Below are 22371 nucleotides of genomic sequence, written 5' to 3'. Positions count from 1 at the left end.
CCAGCGCCCACCCTCTCCATGCCCCCGCCGTCCGCAGAGCTGGCGAGCCCCGAGGCCGCGACGGACTTCCTGCGCAACGTCGGTGCCTCGCTCGTGAGCGCGGCGGGCCTGGTCCGGCGCGCGAACACGGCGGATCCACTCGCCTACCGGATGCTGCGCACGGGCCTGTGGCTGCACCTGTCACAGCCGCCCGCGCCGGGTGCCAACGCACGCACGTCGCTGCCGCCCTTCCCTCCCGCGCTGCGCGAGCGGCTGGAGCGCATGGCCACCCACGCCCGGTGGGCGGAGCTGCTGGAAGAGGCCGAGTCCGCGCTGATGCAGCACCGCTTCGCGCTGGAGCTCCAGCGCCAGGTCGCGAACGCACTGGCGGGCCTGGGCGCGACCCACGCAAGCGCGCGCGAAGCGCTGATGCTGGAGCTGGCGGCGCTCCTGCGCCGGATGCCCGGGGTGGTGGACCTCGTGGCGTCGGACGGCACGCCCCTGACGGATGCCGCGACGAAGCAGTGGCTCCAGACCGAAGTGGTGCCCAGGGCCGCGCCCGCCACCCCGGCCGCCAACGCGCCCCGGGCCCTCCGGATTGCCCTGCCACCGCTCCCATCCGAGACACCCACCGCCAGCATCGGCGCGGGCCTGGAGGAAGAAGCCCGCGTCCTGCTCGAAGCGGGCAAACCGGAAGAGGCCCTTCAAAGGCTCCAGTCCGCGGTGAACGCGGCCACCACGGGCCGCGCCCGCTTCATCGCGCGCCTATCCCTGGCACGGATGTGTGCCAACTCCGGCAATCTCTTACTCGCACGGACGCTGTATGAGCTGCTCGATGAGGAATGCAGCGCGCGGCAGTTGGATGCGTGGGATCCCGCGCTCGCGGCCGCGTGCCTGGAGGGATTCCTGACCTGCACCTTTGCCCAGACAAATTTCACTGGGCGTCTGGAAATGGACTTACACCTTCGTTATCGTCGCCTCGCGCAACTCGATGCACCGGCCGCGTTGCGCGTGCGCGTCGAACGATTGGAAGCGACTGCGGAGTCCGCTCCGGACACGACCGCGTCCTAACCGTTTCACCCCAGGAGAAAGCCGAAGATGAGCAAGGAAAACTCCGTCGCCCCGACCGAACGCGTCAACATCGTCTACAAGCCCGCCACCGGCAATGCGCAGGAGCAGGTGGAACTGCCGCTGAAGACTCTCGTGATGGGAGACTTCACCGGCCGCGAGGATGACCGTCCGCTGGAGCAGCGCGCGCCCATCAACGTCGACAAGAGCAACTTCAACGAGGTGATGGCGCAGCAGGACCTGCGCGTCACCCTCACCGCGGCCGACAAGCTCTCCAACGAGGCGGGCGCGTCCCTGTCCGTCAATCTCCAGTTCAAGAACCTGTCTGACTTCGCGCCCGAAAGCGTCGTCAACCAGGTGCCCGAACTCAAGAAGCTGCTGGAGCTGCGAAACGCGCTCAACGCGCTCAAGGGCCCCCTGGGCAACCTCCCGGCCTTCCGCAAGAAGCTGCAGTCCATGCTCAACGATGAGGAAGGCCGCAAGAAGCTCATCGAGGAGCTGGGACTCAAGCCCGAAGACATCGCCGCCGCCTCCGCCCCGACCAAGTAATCCGAAACGAGCGCGAACATGAGCACACAAACCCAGCCCCAGACCCCCGCCGCGGACGCCGCGATCGCTCTCGGCTCCAACTCGTTGCTCGACGAAATCCTCTCCGAGGCGAAGCTCAAGCCCAAGGACGAGGGCTACGACATCGCCAAGAAGGGCGTGCAGGCCTTCATCACGGAGATGCTGGCGCCGGACCGCGGCGAGGAGCGCATCGACAAGGCGCTCGTGGACGCGATGATCGCGGAGATCGACCAGCGCATGAGCGCGCAGGTCAATGAGATCCTCCACGACAAGCAGTTCCAGACGCTGGAGTCGTCCTGGCGTTCGCTGAAGTTCCTGGTGGACCGCGTGGACTTCCGCGAGAACACCCGCGTGGAGATGCTCAACGTCTCCAAGGCGGATCTGCTCAAGGACTTCGACGACGCGCCGGAGGTGGTCAAGTCGGGCCTGTACCGCATCGCCTACTCCAACGAGTACGGCGTCTTCGGCGGCAAGCCCTACGGCCTCATCACCGGCAACTACGACTTCGGACCCGGCCCGCAGGACGTGGACCTCCTGCGCAAGTGCGCGTCCGTGGCGGCCATGGCGCACGCGCCGTTCATCGCCAACGCCAGCCCGGAGTTCTTCGGCGAGGAGAGCTTCCTCAACCTGCCGAACCTGAAGGACCTCAAGTCCTTCTTCGAAGGGCCCCAGTACGCGCGGTGGCACTCCTTCCGGGAGAGCGAGGACGCGCGCTACGTGGGCCTGTGCCTGCCGCGCTTCCTCTTGCGGCTGCCGTACGGGGAGAAGACGGTGCCGGTGAAGGCGTTCAACTTCACCGAGGACGTCGTCGGCCACCACGATCGCTACCTGTGGGGCTACGCCTCCACGGCGTTCGCCACGCGCGTGACGGACTCCTTCGGCAAGTTCCGCTGGAGCCCGAACATCATCGGGCCGCAGTCCGGCGGCGCGGTGGAGACGCTGCCTTTGCACCAGTACGAGGCCATGGGGGAGATCCAGACGAAGATCCCCACGGAGGTCATGCTCACGGAGCGCCGCGAGTTCGAACTCTCCGAAGAGGGCTTCATCGGCCTGGTGTTCCGCAAGGACGCGGACAACGCGGCGTTCTTCTCCGCCAACTCCACGCAGAAGCCCAAGTTCTTCGGCTCGTCGCCGGAAGGCAAGGCGGCGGAGACGAACTACCGGCTGGGCACGCAGCTTCCGTACATGTTCATCATGACCCGGCTCGCGCACTACGTGAAGGTGCTGCAGCGCGAGCAGATTGGTAGCTGGAAGGAGCGCGCGGACCTGGAGCGCGAACTCAACCAGTGGATGAGCCAGTACATCGCGGACATGGATGATCCGGCACCCGCGGTGCGCTCGCGCCGCCCGCTGCGCGCCGCGCGCGTGACGGTGGAGGATGTGGAGGGACAGCCGGGCTGGTACCGCTGCAACCTCCAGGTGCGCCCGCATTTCAAATACATGGGCGTGTCCTTCACGCTGTCGTTGGTTGGAAAGCTCGACAAGGAGTGAGCCCCTCTCGCAGCTAAAGAAGAACGCCTGTCGTAACGCCCAAGCAGTCGGGGGGCTCCATCACACCCGATCCGCCCTCCCGCGGGCCGGGTCCAACGCGCGGGCAGACAGCCGCGCACGAGGTGGCCGAAAATGGCTGAGACAGTACATCTGTACCTGAAGGCGAACGGCAGCGAAATCAAGGGCGAGAGCACCCAGACGAGCCTCGGTCGTGAAGGCTCCATCGAGTGCGTCTACTACGAGCAGGAGGTCATCACGGCCCGCGAGGCGGGCTCCGGCCTGGCCACGGGGCGCCGCCAGTACCCGCCCCTGCTCATCCGCAAGCGCATCGACAAGAGCTCGCCGCTGCTCATGAAGGCGCTCGCGGAGAACCAGGTGGTGGAAGGCGTGCTGAAGTTCTTCCGCCCCAACCCCACGGGTGACGGCACCACCGAGCAGTTCTACACGGTGGGCTTCGCCCAGGGCCGCATCGGCAGCATCAAGCAGACGGTGCCCAACACCATCATCCCCGCCACCTCCACCGAGCCGCCGCTGGAGGAGGTCACCTTCGTGTTCCACACCATCAACTGGACGTACACGAACGGTGGCGTGACGCACGAGGATTCCTGGGCGACGCAGCGCTAGTCACACCCTTTCGCGGGGCGCCCTTCCAGTACATGGGAAGGGCGCTTCGCGTCGGCACCGAGCCCGCGAGCCCCATGGCTGAACGAGGATTGCTTTCCCGCATCGCGGCAGGCCAGGGCTCCCTGGTGTCCCAGGGGGACATCGTGGAGTCGGTGGCCGCGCACCTGCGCGTGCTGCTCAACACGCGTCGGGGTGAATCCGCCGCGGCGCCGAACTTCGGCATCCTCGACTTCAACGACGTCGTGCACATGTACCCGTCCGCCATCCCGAAGATGCAGCAGTCCATCCGCATGGCCATCCAGGAGTTCGAGCCGCGCCTGAAAAGCGTGGTGGTGACGCACCAGCCGAACGAGGATGATCCGACGGCGCTGATGTTCGACATCAGCGCGCAGCTCTCCTGGAAGGGCCAGCGCGGCGCCCTCCGGTTCCATACGCACGTCCATCCCGGCGGCAAGGTGGACCTGTGGTGAGCGCGGTCAGCGGCGCACGACGAGACGGGGGACGGGGATGTTCAGCAAGTACTACCTGAGCGAATTGACCTACTTGCGGGAGATGGGCCGCGCCTTCGGGCTGGCGAACCCCAGCGTCGCGGGCCTGCTGGTGGAGCGCGGCGCGGACCCGGACGTGGAGCGCCTCCTGGAGGGCTTCGCCTTCCTCACCGCGCGCATCCGCGAGCGCCTGGACGACAACGTCCCGGAGATGGTGCACGGCCTCACGGAATTGCTGCTGCCCCACTACCTGCGGCCCCTGCCCGCCACCACCATCGTGGAGTTCACGCCCCAGGTCCGCGCGCTGCGCGGGCGCTCGCGCATCCCCGCGGGCGCGGAGGTGGCGTCGCAGCCGTTGGATGGCACCTCCTGCGTCTTTCGCACCACGTCCGACGTGGACCTGATGCCGCTCACGCTCCAGGACGCGATGTTGGACCGTTCGTCCCTGACGTCGCCCGTGCTGCGGCTGTTCTTCCAGACGCACGAGCAGGGCCGCGCGGAGGTGTTCCGCGCTGCGGGCGTGCGGCTCTTCATCCACGGGGAGCTGTCCGCCAGCTCGCTCGTGCTCCTGTGGCTCCTGCGCTACTGCAAGGCCGTGCGCGTGCGCGGGGCCTCCGACAGCGGACCGGGCCTGCGGCTGCCACCGGACGCGGTGCGCGCCACCGGCTTCGAGCGCGACTTCAAGCTGCTGCCCTGGCCCCGGGCCACGGAGGGCTACCGGCTGCTCCAGGAGTACTTCACGCTGCCGGAGAAGTTCCTCTTCTTCGACGTGCGCGGCCTGGATGCCGCGGCCTCCTTCGTCACGGAGGACAAGTTCGAGATCGCCTTCGAGCTGGAGCGTCCGCCGCCCATGGACGCGCGCATCACCCGGGAGATGTTCCGCCTGCACTGCGCGCCGGTCATCAACCTGTTCCAGGTACCGGCCGACCCCATCCTCCACCACGCGTTGGACCGGGAGCACCTGCTGCGCGCTTCGGACCTGCCGCCGCAGCACGCGGAGATCTATTCGGTGGACGCGGTGACGGGCATGCAGGCCGGGCGCAACGAGCGCCGCGCGTACCATCCCTTCTTCGACTTCGAGCACACCCGGGGCGAGGGCGCGGAGACGTCCTTCTTCCGCATGCGGCGGGTGCACTCGCCCATCGACGACGGCATCGACACGTACCTCACGCTGGAGACGCCGCGCGACGTGGCGCCCCTGCTGGGTTCGGAGGAGGTGCTCTCCATCGACCTGACGTGCACCAACCGTTCGCTGCCGTCGCGGCTCCAGGTGGGCGACCTCACGGTGTCCACGTCGGCGTCGCCCACGCAGGCGAAGTTCAAGAACGTCGCCCCGCTGAGCCGGCCCGCGCGGGCGCCGCTGGGCTCGGAGCTGCACTGGCGGCTGCTGTCGCACCTGGCCGTCAACCAGCGCTCCCTGTCGGACGCGGCGGCGCTGCGGCGGCTGCTCGACCTCTACAACTTCCAGGCGCTGGCGGACAACCTGGCCTCGCGCGCCAGCCGTCAGCGCGTGGACGCGGTGCAGGCCCTGAACGCGAAGCCGGTGACGCGCTTCCTGGAGGGTGCGCCGCTGCGCGGGAGCCTCACGACCATCGACGTGGACGAGAAGAACTTCCAGGGCGTGGGAGACGCCTTCCTCTTCGGATGCATCCTGGATGAGCTGCTGGCCTCGAACGTGACCATCAACTCGTTCAGCGAGTTGAACGTCCGTCTCCACCCCTCTCAGACGGAGTTCTCGTGGCGCCCGAGGAACGGCTCCCAGCGCATCTCGTAGCGGCCAGCCGCGAGTTGGAGGAGGCGGCGCCCCGGCTGGGGTTCTTTCAGCTCGTGTCCTACCTGGAGCGCCTGACGGAGGGCGCCGTGCGGGTGGGCGACGTGGGGCCGGTGAGCGAGGAGATGATCCGCTTCCGGCATGATCCTTCGCTGGGCTTCTCCTCCGGGGACGTGAGCAGCGTCACGCTGCGCGAGGTGCCCGTGCGCGCGGAGGATCCGCACGCGAGGAGGCCGCTCTTCGAGGTCGCCACGAGCTTCCTGGGGCTCACCGGCACGGTGAGTCCGCTGCCCATGTATCTGGCCGAAGAGGTGGCCCAGGAGGATCCGGACCACGCCGTGCGCAGGGAGTTCCTGGACCTCTTCCACCACCGGCTCCTGTCGCTGCTCTACCGGCTGGAGACGCGCTACCGCGTCACCAGTGAATCCAACACGGGCTTCACGGACCAGTGGTCCCGGCGGCTGCTCGCGCTGGCGGGGTTCGACACCTACGAGCAGCACTCCGACAGCAAGCTGCCCATCTCGCGGCTCTTGCGCATCGTGCCGCTGCTGGCCAGCCAGGTGCGCACCGCGGAGAAGCTGGAGGTCGCGCTCCAGGAGGCGCTGGGCGAGGACCTGGAGGGGGCTTCCGTCACGGTGCACCAGTTCGTGGGGCGCTGGGTGGACATCGACGCGCGAGCACGGCTGGGGCATTCCTTCAACCAACTGGGCCGCAACATGCTCCTGGGGGGCAAGGCGTTCGACAGAACGGGGAAGATGCGGATCGCCATCGCACCGCTTCCGCCCCGGGCCTACAAGCGCCTGCTGCCGGACGGCAACCTCCTGCCGATGGTGCGCGAGGTGATGGCGCTCTTCCTGCGGGATCCGCTGGAGTACGAGTTGGAGCTGGGGCTCACCGAGAGCGTCAGCCAGACCTTCTTCCTGTCCATGTTCAACCACAAGGCCTCGCGGCTCGGCCGGGACACGTGGCTGGGCAATGGCCATCAGAACCGCTTGAGCGTTCCGGGCGCGTGAGCTTCGCGCCACCGGCGCTCCGGGGCTCACGGCCCCCGGGGAACCGGGACTTCCCATTCACGCCGTCGAGGAGGGTGTTCCCATTCGTGTCGATCCCAAGGCGCTCGTCCGTCGCCTGACGCCCACGTCCACCCGCCTGCTCGAGGCGGCCGTCGCCCGTGCGAGCACGGGACGCTTCTATGAAATCGTCGTCGAGCACCTGCTCGCGCAGTTGCTGGAGGCGGAGGACTCCGACGTCGCGCGCATCCTGAGCCACTTCCAGGTGGACCGCCGGAAGCTGGCGGCCAGCGTGGACCGCGCGCTCCAGGGCATGCGAGCGGGGACGCCGGGCCGGCCCGTCTTCTCCGAAACGCTCTTCCAGTGGATTGAGGACGCGTGGTTGCATGCGTCGGTGGAACAGGGCGCCACGCGCCTGCGCTCCGGCGTGCTGTTCGCCCAGTTCATCACCCGGAGGAACCGCTACACGGCGGAGACCTTCCCGGAGCTGGACGCCATCTCCCGCGACGAGCTGATGGACGCGCTGGAGGTGGTGCTGCGCCCGTCGGCGGAGACCGTGGAGGCCGCGCCCCCGGAGGGCACGGCAGCGGGCGCGTCCACGGCGGCGCCGTCGGGAGGACGCGGGGATGAGTCCCTCAAGCGCTTCACCACGTCCTTCACGGGCCGGGTGCGCGAGGGGAAGATCGACCCCATCTTCGGCAGGCACCGGGAGATCCGCCAGATGGTGGACATCCTCTCGCGGCGCCGGAAGAACAACCCCATCCTGGTGGGCGAACCGGGCGTGGGGAAGACGGCGCTGGTGGAGGGCCTCGCGTGGGCCATCGTGAAGGGTGAAGTGCCCGACGCGCTGAAGAACGTGGAGCTGCTGGGCCTGGACCTGGGCCTGCTGCAGGCCGGCGCGGGCGTGCGAGGCGAGTTCGAGAACCGTCTCAAGGCCGTCATCTCCGAGGTGAAGGCCTCCCCTACCCCCATCGTGCTCTTCATCGACGAGGCGCACACCATCATCGGCGCGGGAGGCTCCGCGGGCGGCAGCGACGCGGCGAACCTGCTCAAGCCGGCGCTCGCGCGAGGCGAGCTGCGCACGCTCGCGGCCACCACCTGGAGCGAATACAAGAAGTACTTTGAAAAGGACGCCGCGCTGGAGCGCCGCTTCCAGCCCGTGAAGGTGGAGGAGCCGGGCGTCGAGGACGCGGAGCTGATGCTGCGGGGCCTGAGGGCCACGTACGAGGCCGCGCACGGCGTCACCATCCGCGACGAGGCCGTGACGGCCGCCGTGCGACTGTCGCAGCGGTACATCTCCGGCCGGCAGCTTCCGGACAAGGCCGTGGACCTGCTCGACACCGCGGCGGCGCGCGTGAAGATTGAACAGTCGACGCGGCCCGACGAGCTGGTGGCCCTGGAGCAGCAGATCGCCGGCCTGGAGCGTGAGCGCGACGCCCGCAAGCGGGACCTGTCCGAGGGCCATCCCGGAGACGCGGGCGTGGTGGAACAGGTGGAGTCCCGACTGGGCGCGGTGAGGGATCAGTTGGCCACGCTGCACGGGCGCTGGGAGACGGAGCGCGCGGGGGTGGCGCGGCTGTCAGCGGCGAGGAAGGCGCTCGCCACGTCGGCGCCGGACGCGGACCGGCAGGAGCTGAAGGCGGAGGTGGACGCGGCGTCGCTGGAGCTGGCGCGGGTGCGCGGCGAGGAGCCGCTGGTCCACGCGGACGTGGACGCGGACATCGTGGCGCGGGTCGTGTCCAGTTGGACCGGCGTGCCCGTGGGCAAGATGAGAAGCGACCTCATCGAAGCGGTGCTGAGCCTGGAGACGAAGCTCGCTTCGCGCGTGCGGGGGCAGGACGCGGCGGTGCGCAAGGTGGCGGAGATCATCCGCATCTCGCAGGCGGGCATCCGCAACCCGGACACGCCCATTGGCGTGGTGCTCTTCGTGGGCCCCAGCGGCGTGGGCAAGACGGAGACGGCGCTGGCGCTGGCCGACAGCCTCTACGGCGGCGAGCGGTTCATGACGACGCTCAACATGAGCGAGTTCCAGGAGAAGCACACGGTGTCGCGGCTCATCGGTTCGCCGCCGGGCTACGTGGGCTACGGCGAGGGCGGCCTGTTGACGGAAGCCGTGCGCCAGCGGCCCTACTCCGTGGTGCTGCTCGACGAGTGCGAGAAGGCCGACCTGGAGGTGATGAACCTCTTCTACCAGGTGTTCGACAAGGGAATGCTGACGGACGGCGAGGGCCGCGCCGTGGACTTCCGCAATACGGTCATCATCCTGACGAGCAACCTGGCGTCGGACATCGTGATGCGGATGTTCGACAACGACGCGACGCCCACGTCGGATCAGGTGATGGCGGCGATCCGTCCGGCCCTGAGTCAGCACTTCAAGCCCGCGCTGCTGGCGCGCATGACCATCGTGCCCTTCGGTCCGGTGCAGCGCGACGTGATGCGGCAGATCGCGGAGATGAAGCTCGACAAGCTGGTGGGCCGCGTGCGCGCGGCGCACGGCGTGGAGACGACGCTGGCGCCGGAGCTGTTGGACGAGCTCGCCCGCCGCTGCACGGAGTCCGAGACGGGAGCCCGCAACCTGGAGCAGATCCTCCAGGGTTCGCTGATGCCGGCGTTGTCGCGGGAGCTGTTGCAGAAGCTGGCAGGCGGAGAGGTTCCGCCCCGTCTGCACATCGCACTGACCGCCGAAGGAGACTGGTCGCTCCAGTTCTCCGGAGCCTGAGCCCCATGGCGACCTCCATGATGAAACAACTGGTGATGCTCACAGGTGTCGCGCTGGCGCTGACGGGCTGCGCCACCACGAAGCTCGCCCCCGGGCTCTGCCAGAGGGACGCTGACTTCAACGTGCGCTCCGCGCCCTCGCCGGACGTGTGGTTCGCGCTGCTGCTGCACGGCTACGACAAGGAGCGCAACGTGGTGCCCAGGCCCGCGGTGGACTGCTCGGGCGCGCCGGTCGTCTGGCAGGACCCGGTGCAGGACGAATGCCGGGAGGCGGGCCCGCCTGCGGAGCCGCTCCCTCCGGCGGAGAAGCTGACGGAGGAGGACCTGGTGATGGTGACGACCCAGGCCCGCGAGCGGCTCGTCTGGGTCATCACGCGCCGCTACACCAACGGCGAGGGCGTAGGCCCCGTCGCGAGGGTGCTGACGACGGAGACCGGCTTCTCCGTGGAGGCCCTGGGCACGCTGCGAGCGCTGCCGCTGCGCGCGGAGTTGCGGATGGAGCGCGTGGCGGGCACGGAGGTGCTGGTGGCCGAGGGAGACGCCTGCACCACCGATGCGTCGGAGGAACAGGTGTGCCGGCGCGCGGTGCGCATCATGCCGCTGCGAAGCCACCGCTTCTTCGGGGAAGCGGTGTCCAGCAAGGACAAGGCCTGCCTGGGAGCCGCCTGGTTCCCGCTCAGCCGGGAGCTGTCCTTCACGCTGCCCAGTGGCCTGCGCCGCACGTACGAGCTGGCCTCGACGGTGTCGTTCAAGGCGGACGGCATCACGGTGCAGGAGCAGGTGCAGGTGACGGATTCGGATCCGAAGCAGCCGGCGGTGGCGCCGCGCCTCTACCGCCGCGCACAGGACCACCGGGAGCTCACGGTGCAGGACAACGTCCTCCAGGGCAGCGCGCCCTCGCTGTGGGTGAGGATGATCGAACAGCAGCTCCTGGCCGGAGCGAAGCCGTTGCCGGAGCAGGAAGTGCTGCCGCGCACCCCGCCGTCCGTTTCGAAGGAAGCCGCGCCGAAGACCGCGTCCGGCGCGAAGCCTTGACCCTCGCCGCCCAGGAGCACATGCGCATGGAACACGTGCAGCGGTTGGTGGCACGGCGGGTCGAGAAGCTGTTGGAGCAGCTTGCCTTGCTGGTGACGCGAGGCCGGACGGGAGAGGCCGTGCCGTCCATTGGCGTCACCCTGCACCTGACGCACGGCCATCAGGTGAGCGGCGAGCTGGTGGACTTCATCCCGAAGGAAGCGGTGTTGCTCGCGCTGAAGAAGGAGGGCCTGTCGAGGGCCGAGTCGGTGACGTACGTGGACCTGGCGTCGGTGGTGGCGGTGACGGTGACGGACGCGGGGAAGCTTGCGCAGGTGCCCGGCATGGTGCGGCCCCTGCCCACGCGGTCGGACCTGCAGAAGCTGGCGGAGCAGCTCGCCAAGGGCATCACGGAGCAGTTCTGGCCGAGCGAGGGGGCCCTGGGCGGGCAGGTGCTGCGCTTCGAGGTGGACTGGGTGGGGCTGGACGACGAGCCGGGACGGCTGGCGTTGGAGCTGGCGCTGACTGTCACCTCGCACGCGCTGAAGGAGTTGGGGCGGAGCGAGAAGCACGGCCGCGAAGCCATCCGGCGCATCGCGACCGTGCGCTTCGTCAAGGGCAAGGAGACGTCCGCGGAGCTGGAGGGTGACACCGGCACGGTGACGGTGGGCCCGGGCCCCACGCCGACGGTGCAGGGATTCCGCAATGGCTTCACCGTGGAGCCGTGAGAGCCTCCAACCATGGGTCATCCCGCCATCGAGAACGAAACGCCGTTCGCCCAGGGCCTGATGGGGCTGGCGGATGAGGAAGGGCGTCCCCTGCTCCTGGTGGTCATCAAGGCCACGTACTCGCTGACCGGGACGGGGCTGCGGCTCGCGAAGCAGCAGGTGCCCATCAACTGGAGTGGCGAGCCGCTGGGCAAGCCCGGTGAGTCGAGCGACCGCTACGAATCCGAGGGTGCCTTCATCAAGCCGGCGACGGACGTGGTGCTGCTCGGGCATGCGCATGCGCCTCGGAGCGGCGCGACGGAGACGCTGGTGGCGCTCCAGGTGGGTCCACTGAAGAAGGCCGTGCGCGTGCTGGGCGAGCGCACGTGGTTCAAGAGCCTGGGACGCGTGGGCGCGACGAAGCCCCTGCCCTTCGAACGGATTCCCCTCACGTGGGAGCGCGCCTTCGGAGGCTGGGACAAGACAGATGCGCAGAAGCCCTCCTTCGAGCCCCGCAACCCCGTGGGCACGGGCTTCCGCGCCAGTCCGCGCCACTTCGAGGAAGGACTGGCGCTCCCCAACCTGGAGGACCCCGAGGATCCGCTGCGAGACTTCGGCCAGCAGGTGAGGCCCGCGGGGTTCGGCTTCACGTCACCGCACTGGCACCCGCGCGCACGGTACGCGGGCACCTATGACGAAGCCTGGAACAAGACGCGCAAGCCGCTGTTGCCCCGGGACTTCAACCGGAGATTCTTCAACGCGGGCGCGCCGGGCCTCATCGCTTCGGGCTACCTGAAGGGTGATGAGCCCATCGTCATCGCGGGGGCGTCCGCGAAGGGCCGACTGTCCTTCGACCTTCCCGGACAGGCCGCGCCGAACGTGTTGGTGGAGCAGACGGGCGGGGAGGACGTTCGGCCCGAGATGCACCTGGACACGGTCATCCTGGACACGGATGAGGACCAGGTGCTGCTGACCTGGCGTGGGCACGTGGTGCTGCGGGACGGGATCCACGATGTGCGGAGCCTGCGCATGACGGCGGGCACCCACGCGTCCGGACACCTGAAGTAAGACCGTGAAGACAATGCTCCCCTGGCACGATCAGCTCCAGCAGCAGGGCATCACGGTCCGTGGGCCCCTGACGCGACTCCCATCCGAGGAGGACCTGACCCAGACGGAGTCCCGGCTGAAGCTCAGGTTCCCGGAGAGCTACCGTCGCTTCTGCACCGAGCTGGGCCCGGGCCGTCTGGGTGACCTGCTGGAAATCTGGGTTCCGTGGCATACGAAGGGATTCTTCGATGCACCACGAGACATCCGCACCCGACTGGGCTCCCTGGTGGATGCCAGCGGGGGCACGCGTCAGGCGTTGAAGGAGAAGGCAATCCAGTTCGGTTACGTCGTCCTGGGAGCGCCTCCGATTCCCCGGGTCATCAACAATCGCAGCGCGGAGTTGTTCTTCCTGCCGTCGGAGACCACGGAAGGCGACGAGTCCACAATCTATGCCCTGGATCACCGCACACCCCATGGGACGCCGCCACGGCTGGTGAAACTCGCACGCTCATTCACGGCCCTCGTCCTGGAAGGCTTCGCGGGGAAGCGCCTGACCCGGCTTCCCTTCGTGTCGGCCCCAGGAGCGGACCAGTTCGCTCCGGAGTACAACCCGCGCGAGCTCCCCGCCCCGTGGAGTCCGACCGCGAGTGACTAGGGCTCGCGCCATGCATCGGCGGAGTGCACCAACTTCGGCAATGCCAGCGTGAGCGAGGGGATCAACGGGTACTCACTGGCGATGGGAATTCCCACGGATTGCGCAAGTCTCAAAAGCGCAAGGCCCTCGATGAACAGGCACCCGTCGAGTGCCCATCGCTCCTCTGGAAGCCTTCCTGCCCGGAAGCCGTCCTCATACCAGGCGCGGTGCTCGTCGCTCAGCACCTGGAAGGCCGCATGAAATGCGTCTCCATCTCTCGCCAGCAGGGCCCGGCAGACGCCCAGCCGACTGCTCTCTGGGCCCTCCTCCACCGCCGCTTCGAACGCGGCCAAGGTGCTCGCGACCTCCGCGGAGGTGGACTCCAGAGAGAAGCGCTGCATCAGCAGGCGGACATAGAGAAAGTCCTCAAGGAGCTCGCGGTCGGGTTTGAACTCCCCTGAGGCGTGCCGCGCGATGAGCCTCGCCGTGGCCTCATCACCACATCCGACCGCATCAAAGAACGGCTCTGCATGGCTGGTGACCTTGTCACCTTCCAGCCCATGCACGGTGTATGCGGCATATGCAGCGCCACTCCGCTGCAGGTCCAGGTGGAGATTCAACGCCCTGCCGGAGAGGAAGAACGCCGCGCATCCTCGGGCTCGATATCCGCGGCAGGCCCGTAGAAAAACCTCCTGCCCCTCCAGGGTCCCGGCCGCGAGGAACGGAATGAGTTGATGAAGCTCCACATCCGCATTCGACAAGAAGACCGGGAGAAATCGCGAGCGCATGACGCGTCTTCTTTCAAGGCTGCTGCTGGACTTCGTGCAGGAAGATGTTGTCGAAGCCCTTCCCCTGGAGTCCCTCGACAAGGCGCTCGCTGACGAAGTAGCTCATGCGTTTCTCCGGGATGCGAAACAGGTCCGGGGCATCCTTGAGACGTGTCGAGGCGAAGACGAGCTCATCAATGCCCACGATCTGCTCTGGATCCGAGCTCAGGTATTGAATGCGACTCGCAGCCCTGTCGAGGCACCCGACGAACCGGAGCGGATTGATGATCCAATAGCTCCGACTGAGAGGTCGGCGCCGCTGATTGTAGAGCGACACCGGGCGAAGCTCGACAGAGGACAGGTCATGCCCCTTCCGCAAATGTTCGACAAGGGAGGAGTGGGCGATCAGATATCCAATCGAATTACCAACGAGCGTGGTGAGCTTGAGCCCCAAGCTGTAGGGGTTCAGGTAGATCCTGGAATCGGCCGGGTAGACATCATCGGTGGGCTCGCCCTCGGCGAGCCGGAAGCCAAACCCATCAAGCCCCTCAGGCTCCGAATCAACGAAGACGAGTTCCTTGTCCTGCTCGTCTCCCAGCGTATTGATTTCAAAATAGCGCATCCGGTCACCGTCCCCCCAACCCTGCGAACTTCAGTTCATCCAGGGACTTGCCCTTCATGAAGGACCCGGCGGTGGTGATGGCCCGGTACACCGTCTCCGAGATGCGCACCAACTGCTCCTTCGCCAATGCATCCGGTGGCTCAGGGTGCGCTTCGTCCAACTTCTGTTTAGCCAGCCGTTTGTATTGATTGATGACCGGACGAATCATGAACCGGACCCTGCGGGAATAGTCAGGATGGTCCGCCGTCCGGCGGCCCTGGAACTCCTCATGGATCTCCATCTCATCCCCCAGGAGGTGCCGGGGAAGCCCCAACGCTCGCGCCACCGTCCGGTCCATCGGAAGGATGATCATGTTCGGCTTGTCGTTGAGATTGTATGACGCCTTCAACAACCCCTGGACGATCATGTCCGTCACCCGGACGTCCTCCTTCCCTGCCGCCGCGAGCTCATCCAGGAGGACGGACCGCGCGATGATATGATGGCCATTGTGCCAATATGGACGAGTAAAGCTCTCCGTGAAGTTACGGGGCAGGCTGACATCCCACTGACCTGGACGCGGCTTGTTCTTGTATGGGAACTGGTTGCGCAGGGCGTAACTATTCGAGGGAACCTTCTGCTTCGGCCCCTGATACGCGGCCGTGAGATAGACGTCGCCTGGCCCCGGTGCCTTTTCGACACAGAGGCTCTTGTAGGCAGGATAGTTGTAGAGCCGGCCATCGGCGAGTGCATGTTCCCGGGCATGCCACCGGTAGGAGCATTGGTGTCCGTCCTTGTACTCGCTGTTCCATGACCAGAGGCATCCCTCCCCACCCGCGCCTCCCGGCGGCTGATGAAGCGCCTTGTAGTCGTCCTTCTTGACGTGGTTGCTTGCCATGCGGGCTCCTCGATCCCAGGTTTATCTCGGAACGGCATTGACTCCATCGGGGCCGACAAGGCGGAGCACCGCCACCCGTCCCGACTCCGCGAGCGACAGCACCATGCGCTCACGCGCCTTCTCAGGGCCCCGAGCAAAGGCGCGTGCTGCGACGCAGACCCCCACGCCTCCGCTCGCGGCACCGACCTCCCCCAGACTGAGCGCGGGAAGGACGACCCGTGCATCCGCCATCGTGGGCCCCAGTCGGGCAAGCGCCCCTCCAAACGCCCTGGCGCGCCACTCCTCACCGTTGAGGTCCACGATGAGATCACCCTGAAAAGGCGCGGTCGTCGGAAGCACGGAAGACAGCAAGTCCGCCAGCAGGAGTCCATCGCGCCGGGAGCCTGCCTCGGCTCGAGGGCCGCCGGTATCCGCCACGGCGATCCCCTGGACCCAGGCGTCGATATGACCGTGACGTTCCGCAGCGGCATGTGCCGCCTCCAGAAGCAAGGCAGTGCCAGCTTCGCCAGGCATCAAACCAACGGGATTGTCACCGCACTTGAGACGATTGCGACGCGCCAGCCAATCAAGGGTATCGGGCTCCAGATAGGAATCGACCGCGACGATGAGGCAGCGCCTAGCCTGTCCACTCTCGATGAGGCGTGAGGCCACCTCCATTGCCGCCGCGACGCCCACGTGCCCGTCGGGAAACGAGCGGACCCGCGTCAGCGGGATGGGCAGTCCGGTCAGTTCCAGCAATGTCCCGGCGTACTCCTCCTTCAAGAGAGAAGCGTCAACCGATTCACCGAGGATCGGAAACCTGATGGGATCCAGGACGGGTGTGACCACCATCAGTTCGCATGTGTTCCAGAATCCGGTCTGAGCGGGTCCGGGAAGCTGGCCATGGGCGAGGAGATCCTGAATCGCCCGCTCGGCCATCCGAACCCAGAGCCCGAGGAAGAGGAACCCCTCGGTGACGCCCCGGATGGGATGCCCCGTGACGGGAACCATCTCTCCGCTCTGGAGATCCAGCACGTCGGTCCCCACGACGGGGGCGGGACGGACGATGCCGGCTCGAATCGCCGCGCAAGAAGCCACGACACTGTTCCCGACGGACGAAACCATGCCCAAGCTGGTAAGCGCCAACGGCATGACTGTTCCCCTCGTCGACCGTACTCCCTAATATCACTCGGGGTATGAGGCGGACAAGCGAGCACACGCCGGAAGGAAAGAATCGCCGTGGCCAGAAATGAATCTCCACTTGACATGCTCAAGCGCATGCGCCCGAGGAGTGGAGCCTCGCTCGCCGATTGCGCACAGGCATTGAAGACCTCTCAGGGCAATCCCCGAACCGCCTTGAATCAACTCGCGGCAGAATGTCATACAGGAGGAAGACCTCGTTACGACGAGGCCACCCCGCTCGGCTCCTATGGTTTCGACACCTACGCCCAACGCCTGGTCGACACGTGTGTTCAAGAACTCAAGGGTGTTCTGCGGCCGGGAGGAGCTCCACTTAGCGCCGGGGTCCTTCACGCGCCAATGGGCATCCCGGTGACCCTGGTCTCCTTCTACGTGGGGGAGCGGGGACCTGAAGGGGATGCCCTGGTGAGCATCGACATTGATTCGGACCCTTCACCCATTCCGGACACCATGGGAGCCGTGGACCCGCTCCTGGAAACATTTCGCTACCGCTTTGGTTTTCAGGAGACCCGACCTGACGTGGGGCTCTTCGATGAAGAGCCTGCTCTCTATTGGGAGGTCTCTTCGCTCCCAGATTCTGTTTTCTGCCTGGAGATGATGAATGCCGCCGCCGCAATCCTTCGCAGGCTTTCTCTTGACGGGTATCTTGTTTCACGCGAATGCGTCGCCGGCTATGCCCGACACGACCTGCTCTTGAGCGATCCCAAGAATCAACGCGAGCTCATCCAGCGCCAGCTCCGGACCACCCTGCGGGACCCTGGAACGCGGAGTGCCTTCGCCGCCCTGTGCTACGCATCTCCCACAGGCCGACAAAGTCTATTGGAGTTGGCTGCGGGAACGTGACGCGATCCGCGCACGCGGGCCCCGGAAGCCTGAGCAGGTGCTGATGCCGGGATTCATCGACCCGCGCATGCACCTGTTGCCGACGCGGACCCAGAGCATCCTGGGAAAGAACAATCTAGCCCCCTGGCGGATCTGCTGGGCGTGCTCGCGTCGATGAAGGTTCCCCCACCCGCCAAGGGCCAGAGCCATGAGTTCGTCGTGGGCATGAACCTGGACCCGTCGCGGCAACAGTTCATCCCGGGAGGGTGCGGCGCACGTGGGCCTATCCTGACTTCACGAAGAGCTACGAGCTCGGACCCGAGCACAAGGCGACCGTCGAGGAGGCGCTGCGAGCCGTCACCGTGGAGCCCGCCCGTCAGCACGAACTCGACGCGTGGCTGGGCTCCATCGAGCCGGGCAAGGTGGCGGACTTCGTCCTGCTGGGCGCCAACCCACTCGACTGCGACCCGGCCAAGGTGGGCGACCCGACGCAGATCAGCAAGATCGTGGTGATTGAGACGTTCCTGAACGGCAAGCCCACCGGGGTCAGCCACTGACCTGTTTCGGAGGGTGAGCCCTCCCGTGTCCCGGGTTGCTCCCTCGGCGGGCGGCACGGCGGGCACTTCCCCGGCCCCGGACGGGGGTGGCCCCCCTTCGAAGTGCTTGCGGCGCCGCGCCCCGCTCGATATACGGGCAGGGCTTCACGGCCAGGTAGCTCACCTGGTTAGAGCGGCGGTCTCATAATCCCGGCCTTGCCCCTCACCTTCTGAACCCTTGGCCGTAACCCCCTATTCTTACTGACCATCGGCTGTCGCTGGCGTTCGCTCGCCACCGGCCCGGTCCGTACAGAATCCGTACAGAGGGCGGCTTTCCAACATGCCCCTGTAACTGCGCCAAGGCCAGCATCCCGCACCTACGGGGACTTGAACCCGTCCGGTGCGACTGCAGGCCAAGCTCACGGCGTAGGGGAACGACCGGGCCCATTGTGGCGACACAGGCCGTACCCGCTGTCGCGGACCAAGCCGTGCCCACCGAAGAGGCTCCTCAGCGGACCATACCCCCCGTCTTGGCTTGGTCATGCGAAGCCCTATCGTGACGCGATGCTCCAAGCAGCCTTGCCGCCCACGGTACGACCAGCATCCAGCCTGACCCTGCCTAGATGTTGTGGCTCCTTACCCAGCAAGGAAGCCCAACATGCTAGGAATAGCAGTTGTTCTACTGTCGTTACGCTAATCCACTGATGTTGTACTGGTGGTGAGTCCGCATCAAGGGGCGGGGAATTCGAATGACTGCCGTAGTTCCAGAAGCGCCGACTCCATCGGCGCTGCCGCCGAGGTCCTGGAAAAGCGCTTCTTACTCCGACTGGAACGAATGGCTCTTCGCCCACACGTTCGCCAGGAGAATGAGCCCGGAACCGGTAGGGTACATGCCCGCCTCTCCCGAGGACCTCTGCGTCATCGTAGGCGAGGCTTCCGAGCGTGCGGAGGAGGTGCTGAAGGCCTTCTCGGCAGCCATCGGCAAGGAGCTCGATGAAGAGAAGTGCACTCTTGAGAGCTACTGCCTCAAGTACCGGCGCCGCAGTGGCCGCCCCGACGCGTATTGGAGCCCCGCCAGTAACGAGGAGCCCTACTTCTTCGGCTGTCTGTGGCTGACCTGTTTGGTCGCGTCCGGCTACCCTCCAGAGGAAGGCCAGTTCTACAACCGGATGAAGCTGGTCCTCGGAAGAAGGTCGTCCGGTTTCTCCGCCAGAGATTCCGGCAGCTTCGAAGACGTCTGGGAGGATCTCGCCGACTGGACGAAGCGCCATCACGAGCGCTACCGGGAGTTGCTCCTCCCACCACGCGACACGACTTACCGCAAGCACATCGGGCGCTCGTTCTACTTGGCCTTCCCAAACCACGCGGACCGGCTGCGCCTGAGGGCGGCGCTAGAGCGGGCGGATCTCCTCGTCGACGATCCTCCCATCCGGCTCGTTCTTGAGGTGCTGCGCCGCTCAAGACAGGACTTCGGCAAGGACTTCCAACAGGAGCTGGACAGCTTCTTCGACAAGTACCTGCACACCGGCCGCGACCCTCGGGAGAGCCCGTTTTGGCGTGCAGTGGTACAGCAGGCGAGCGCGCCCAGCCTGGACCGGACGGGCGGAGCCGAGCGCACGGGCCAGTCCACGTTGATGGCCCGCTTCGACCAGGACGACCTGCTTGAGTTCTACATCGCCTGTACCGAGCAGTACCCCGACAAGCATGGCTTCATCCGGGAACCCCTTGGCTTCGAGGCGGGAGAATTCCGCTACCGGCTCGTACCGCAGGCCCCCTCGTCTTCGCAGCGGCTGGCGTTCGATCAGCTGCTCACGGGAACGTCCCGGCGGACCTTCGCGCGCGGGGTCGTGCCGCTGCTGCGGGTCATCTCGGGCGAGTACCGGCTCGCCCAGGGCGAAGAGCTGGCCGAGTGCGAACGTGCCGTCGTCCGCAACGACAGGGTCGAGGCTTTCATCCGGGAGTTCGGAGGGAAAAAAAACCAGTCGGCGCTTCCGGATTGGCAGGAGATCGAGGGCTGCCAGCTGCGCCAATTGGATTCCTTGCCCAAGGGTCTTGAGGACGTCTCCTCGCTCCTGCATACGACGGTGCCCCAGCGGCCTCACTTCGTGGGAGGAATCCGCACCTCGACGGGCGGTTTCTATCGGCTGAACGGCTACCTGCCACGCATCCACGCGCCCGGCGCCGAGAAGGTCGAGGTTGCCACCGCTGGCTTGTGGTTGCCGTGCCGACGCATCATCGACGAGCAGCAGGTCGAGGAGTGGCTCCTTCCCACGGAGCTCGATCTCGAAGCGTTGCAGAAGCTGCAGGTCGCGGCGACCTGGAGGGTGCACATTGAGGACTATGTCCTGGAGCGCCGGGGCGAGGCGGAGGCTGCCCTGGATGCCTTGAGCATCGCGATCGACCACAAGGGGCTGCCGAGTGGAGACTTCTGGCTTGAGACGGCCTCTCGCCGACTTGAGACCCTACGCGGCCCGGCAGAGGAGGTTCCTCTGGGCTTCACCACCCGGGACAGCACTCGCACCATGGACATGGTGTTCTTCGATGCAACGGCGCGTTGGCTCGGGCCCGGCGTCGGAGAGATGTCTCTCGTGCCGAAGGAGGATTTTCCATGGCTGGCCTTCGGTCCCAACAACTCCCCGACGATGGTCGTCTTCGTCGGGGACGCGCGAAGGCCGGTCCTGCCGAATGGCGACTTCTCGCCGCTCTCCAAAGACCGGCGCCACTGGAAGAAGGCGTTCTCGGGGGGCGCCAGCTCCGTCCTCGTCCGGGAGGGCACCGAGTATGTGCCGCTCGACGAAAGACCCGAGGTACGGGCCATCCACTCCGCCTACGTGGAGGCCGCATGCTCCACTGCCCAGCGGGCCGGAAGCGCGTGCGCACCGACGGACTTGGACAGATGTTTCCAGGAAACCGAACGGGCGAGCGGCGACTACTCCAAAGAGGCCACGCTCCTGCTGGATGTTCTTTCCTCCATCGCGCACACCCGCAGTGGCATTCCCCTGCGCGAGGTCCACGAGCACCTGGCCCGGATCACGGATACGGACGAGTACCACTCGCTGCGCCTCCACCTGCTGCGGGCGCTGGAGGAGATGGGCGCGATCGACACGCTACTGCGCATGAATGGACGGCAGAAGCTCGTCGTCGCCCGCAGGCCGCGGCTCGTCGTCTCCCGGAGGGCCAACCGCTTCAGCGCCACCGTCCTGGGCCTGTTACCCCAGAAGATCGCCCTCCTCCTTGAGAAGGAGAGCAAGAACCGTGGCTTGCTGGTGACCTACGCGGCACCGCCCAACCGCTTCCAGCCGCCCATCATCCACCTAGAGGCGAAGAATGGATGCCTGGAGCCGCTCGTAGCCCTCTCCAGGGAGCTGGCCTTCGTCCCGCCCGAGTTCTTGGATTGGCCCGATGCGGCTCAGGTCCCCAGGCACTTCACCGTCCGTGACGAGCTTGAGCGAGACACGCCTCCGGAGGTGTACAAACCCGAGGCGGCCTGGTGCTGGAAGACCGGCGCCTTCCTGCGGACACCGGAAGAGCCGGGCGAGATAGGCATTGAGCGGCGCAGTGATGGCCAGCGCGCGCCCATCTACGTCATCCTGCGGGCGGGAACCCCCGTGAGCTGGAGCTACTCCCGGGCGTGGGCGCTGCTGGACGCCGCGGAAAAAGCGGGGCGGCCTCCCTTCACGCGCGACGAGAACGGAGTCCTTGAGACCCTGGCCCATGCCCCCATTCACCTGCCGCTACCGCTGGCCCGCCTGTGCACCGCGATCGGCGCCGGGGCGCCGGGTCCCCGCATCGCAGAGCGTGAGGGCCGCCGCGTCGTCACCTCGTACGTTTATCCGTTCGGAAGAAAGCTTGCCCCCCTAGCTGCGCGGGCGGTCCCCGAGTCGTGGACTCAAAGGAAGGTGGAGTGATGCAGGACCCCATTGGAAACTTCGAGCGCATCCGCGAACTCTACATCAGCTACCTCGATACCGCCTTCCGCATCGGTGACGAGAGCGTGGCCGAGGAGCGGCGCCGGCTGCTGCGCCAGCCCGGCACCTTCTGCACCGAGCCACTCATCGAGGCCATTCCCCGATACGAACCTGCGGAGCTGTCCTTCGACGCGCTCTACCAGGACACCTCGCCCGAGGGTCCCCTAGCCGGCTTCACCGAGCCCGCGCGGCGCGCCTTCGTCGACCTGGCCCTGGCGGGGCTGTTCGGCTCGGAGCCTCGGGAGAAGGGCGGCCTGCCGCTGAAGCGCAAAGCCAAGTACGACCCATATCGCCACCAGATCCAGATGCTGCACCGGGGCGTGCGGCCCGGCATGCCTGGCGTCGTCACCTCCGGCACCGGTGAGTGTCAACGTAGTTGTCGCGTGAAACAGGTCAAGCAGCTGCGGTCATTGTTGGAACGAGAGGGGTGAGGTTCGGGGAAGGGTTGAGCCGCACGGGGCCCGTGGGTGTCCAGTCGCGGGTGT

At 66.8% G+C, this 22371-nt stretch carries 20 protein-coding genes; 16 read left to right on the top strand and 4 right to left on the bottom strand.

Annotated features, from left to right (window positions below; translation table 11 throughout):
- The 12 genes from D7V88_RS21740 to D7V88_RS21685 all read left to right on the top strand — a co-directional run.
- Positions 1-1050, top strand: a 1050-nt coding sequence (locus D7V88_RS21740; RefSeq protein WP_208726399.1) for a type VI secretion system domain-containing protein, incomplete at its 5' end; no start/stop codon positions are given.
- A 27-nt stretch (positions 1051-1077) separates the two neighbouring features.
- Entirely contained in the window at positions 1078-1596 is a 519-nt protein-coding gene (tssB, locus tag D7V88_RS21735) for a type VI secretion system contractile sheath small subunit (protein ID WP_120542569.1), read from the top strand.
- Positions 1597-1614: 18 nt separating this feature from the next.
- Positions 1615-3105, top strand: a complete 1491-nt coding sequence (tssC, locus tag D7V88_RS21730; protein ID WP_120542568.1) for a type VI secretion system contractile sheath large subunit — start codon at positions 1615-1617, stop codon at positions 3103-3105.
- 132 nt (positions 3106-3237) lie between these two features.
- Positions 3238-3729, top strand: coding sequence for a type VI secretion system tube protein TssD (gene tssD, locus D7V88_RS21725; protein WP_120542567.1), 492 nt, complete (start codon positions 3238-3240; stop codon positions 3727-3729).
- A gap of 74 nt (positions 3730-3803) precedes the next feature.
- Positions 3804-4199, top strand: a complete 396-nt coding sequence (gene tssE, locus D7V88_RS21720; RefSeq protein ID WP_120542566.1) for a type VI secretion system baseplate subunit TssE — start codon at positions 3804-3806, stop codon at positions 4197-4199.
- Between the two features lie 37 nt (positions 4200-4236).
- Entirely contained in the window at positions 4237-5991 is a 1755-nt protein-coding gene (gene tssF, locus D7V88_RS21715) for a type VI secretion system baseplate subunit TssF (protein ID WP_120542565.1), read from the top strand.
- Positions 5955-7001, top strand: a complete 1047-nt coding sequence (gene tssG, locus D7V88_RS21710; protein ID WP_208726397.1) for a type VI secretion system baseplate subunit TssG — start codon at positions 5955-5957, stop codon at positions 6999-7001. The genes tssF and tssG overlap by 37 nt, the downstream gene beginning before the upstream one ends.
- A gap of 55 nt (positions 7002-7056) precedes the next feature.
- On the top strand, positions 7057-9717 hold the full coding sequence (gene tssH, locus D7V88_RS21705) for a type VI secretion system ATPase TssH (RefSeq protein ID WP_120542564.1): 2661 nt from the start codon (positions 7057-7059) through the stop codon (positions 9715-9717).
- Positions 9718-9722: 5 nt separating this feature from the next.
- Positions 9723-10751 carry a hypothetical protein gene (locus tag D7V88_RS21700; RefSeq protein ID WP_120542563.1) on the top strand — a complete coding sequence of 343 codons (1029 nt, stop codon included), beginning with the start codon at positions 9723-9725 and terminating at the stop codon, positions 10749-10751.
- Between the two features lie 20 nt (positions 10752-10771).
- A complete protein-coding gene (locus D7V88_RS43095) occupies positions 10772-11458 on the top strand; it encodes a hypothetical protein (protein ID WP_158625122.1) in 687 nt (228 codons plus the stop codon).
- Between the two features lie 12 nt (positions 11459-11470).
- Positions 11471-12505: a DUF2169 family type VI secretion system accessory protein gene (locus D7V88_RS21690; RefSeq protein WP_120542562.1), complete on the top strand. Its 1035-nt coding sequence runs from the start codon at positions 11471-11473 to the stop codon at positions 12503-12505.
- 13 nt (positions 12506-12518) lie between these two features.
- Complete coding sequence (locus D7V88_RS21685; protein ID WP_120542561.1) at positions 12519-13139, top strand: SMI1/KNR4 family protein; 621 nt, start codon at positions 12519-12521, stop codon at positions 13137-13139.
- Here D7V88_RS21685 and D7V88_RS21680 read toward each other — a convergent pair.
- Genes D7V88_RS21680 through D7V88_RS21665 form a run of 4 tightly spaced genes read right to left on the bottom strand, consistent with a single transcriptional unit; the run spans position 13136 to position 16512 of the window.
- On the bottom strand, positions 13136-13906 hold the full coding sequence (locus D7V88_RS21680; protein WP_120542560.1) for an Imm49 family immunity protein: 771 nt from the start codon (positions 13904-13906) through the stop codon (positions 13136-13138). The two genes, D7V88_RS21685 and D7V88_RS21680, sit on opposite strands and share 4 nt — an antisense overlap.
- Positions 13907-13919: 13 nt before the next feature.
- Positions 13920-14507 carry an imm11 family protein gene (locus D7V88_RS21675; protein ID WP_120542559.1) on the bottom strand — a complete coding sequence of 196 codons (588 nt, stop codon included), beginning with the start codon at positions 14505-14507 and terminating at the stop codon, positions 13920-13922.
- A gap of 4 nt (positions 14508-14511) precedes the next feature.
- Positions 14512-15381, bottom strand: coding sequence for an AHH domain-containing protein (locus D7V88_RS21670; protein ID WP_120542558.1), 870 nt, complete (start codon positions 15379-15381; stop codon positions 14512-14514).
- Positions 15382-15402: 21 nt separating this feature from the next.
- Positions 15403-16512: a hypothetical protein gene (locus tag D7V88_RS21665; RefSeq protein ID WP_120542557.1), complete on the bottom strand. Its 1110-nt coding sequence runs from the start codon at positions 16510-16512 to the stop codon at positions 15403-15405.
- A gap of 114 nt (positions 16513-16626) precedes the next feature.
- Between D7V88_RS21665 and D7V88_RS42630 the strand changes: the two genes are divergently transcribed.
- From D7V88_RS42630 to D7V88_RS21645, 4 genes are all read left to right on the top strand, one after another.
- On the top strand, positions 16627-17403 hold the full coding sequence (locus D7V88_RS42630; protein ID WP_147448804.1) for a hypothetical protein: 777 nt from the start codon (positions 16627-16629) through the stop codon (positions 17401-17403).
- Between the two features lie 245 nt (positions 17404-17648).
- Positions 17649-17939, top strand: coding sequence for an amidohydrolase family protein (locus D7V88_RS21655; protein WP_120542555.1), 291 nt, complete (start codon positions 17649-17651; stop codon positions 17937-17939).
- 869 nt (positions 17940-18808) lie between these two features.
- A complete protein-coding gene (locus D7V88_RS21650; RefSeq protein WP_120542554.1) occupies positions 18809-21826 on the top strand; it encodes a hypothetical protein in 3018 nt (1005 codons plus the stop codon).
- On the top strand, positions 21826-22317 hold the full coding sequence (locus D7V88_RS21645) for a hypothetical protein (protein ID WP_120542553.1): 492 nt from the start codon (positions 21826-21828) through the stop codon (positions 22315-22317). The genes D7V88_RS21650 and D7V88_RS21645 overlap by 1 nt, the downstream gene beginning before the upstream one ends.
- Positions 22318-22371: the final 54 nt, after the last annotated feature.

The organism is Corallococcus terminator (genome assembly GCF_003611635.1).
Taxonomy (GTDB): domain Bacteria; phylum Myxococcota; class Myxococcia; order Myxococcales; family Myxococcaceae; genus Corallococcus; species Corallococcus terminator.
This window is presented reverse-complemented; position numbering and strand designations above follow the sequence as displayed.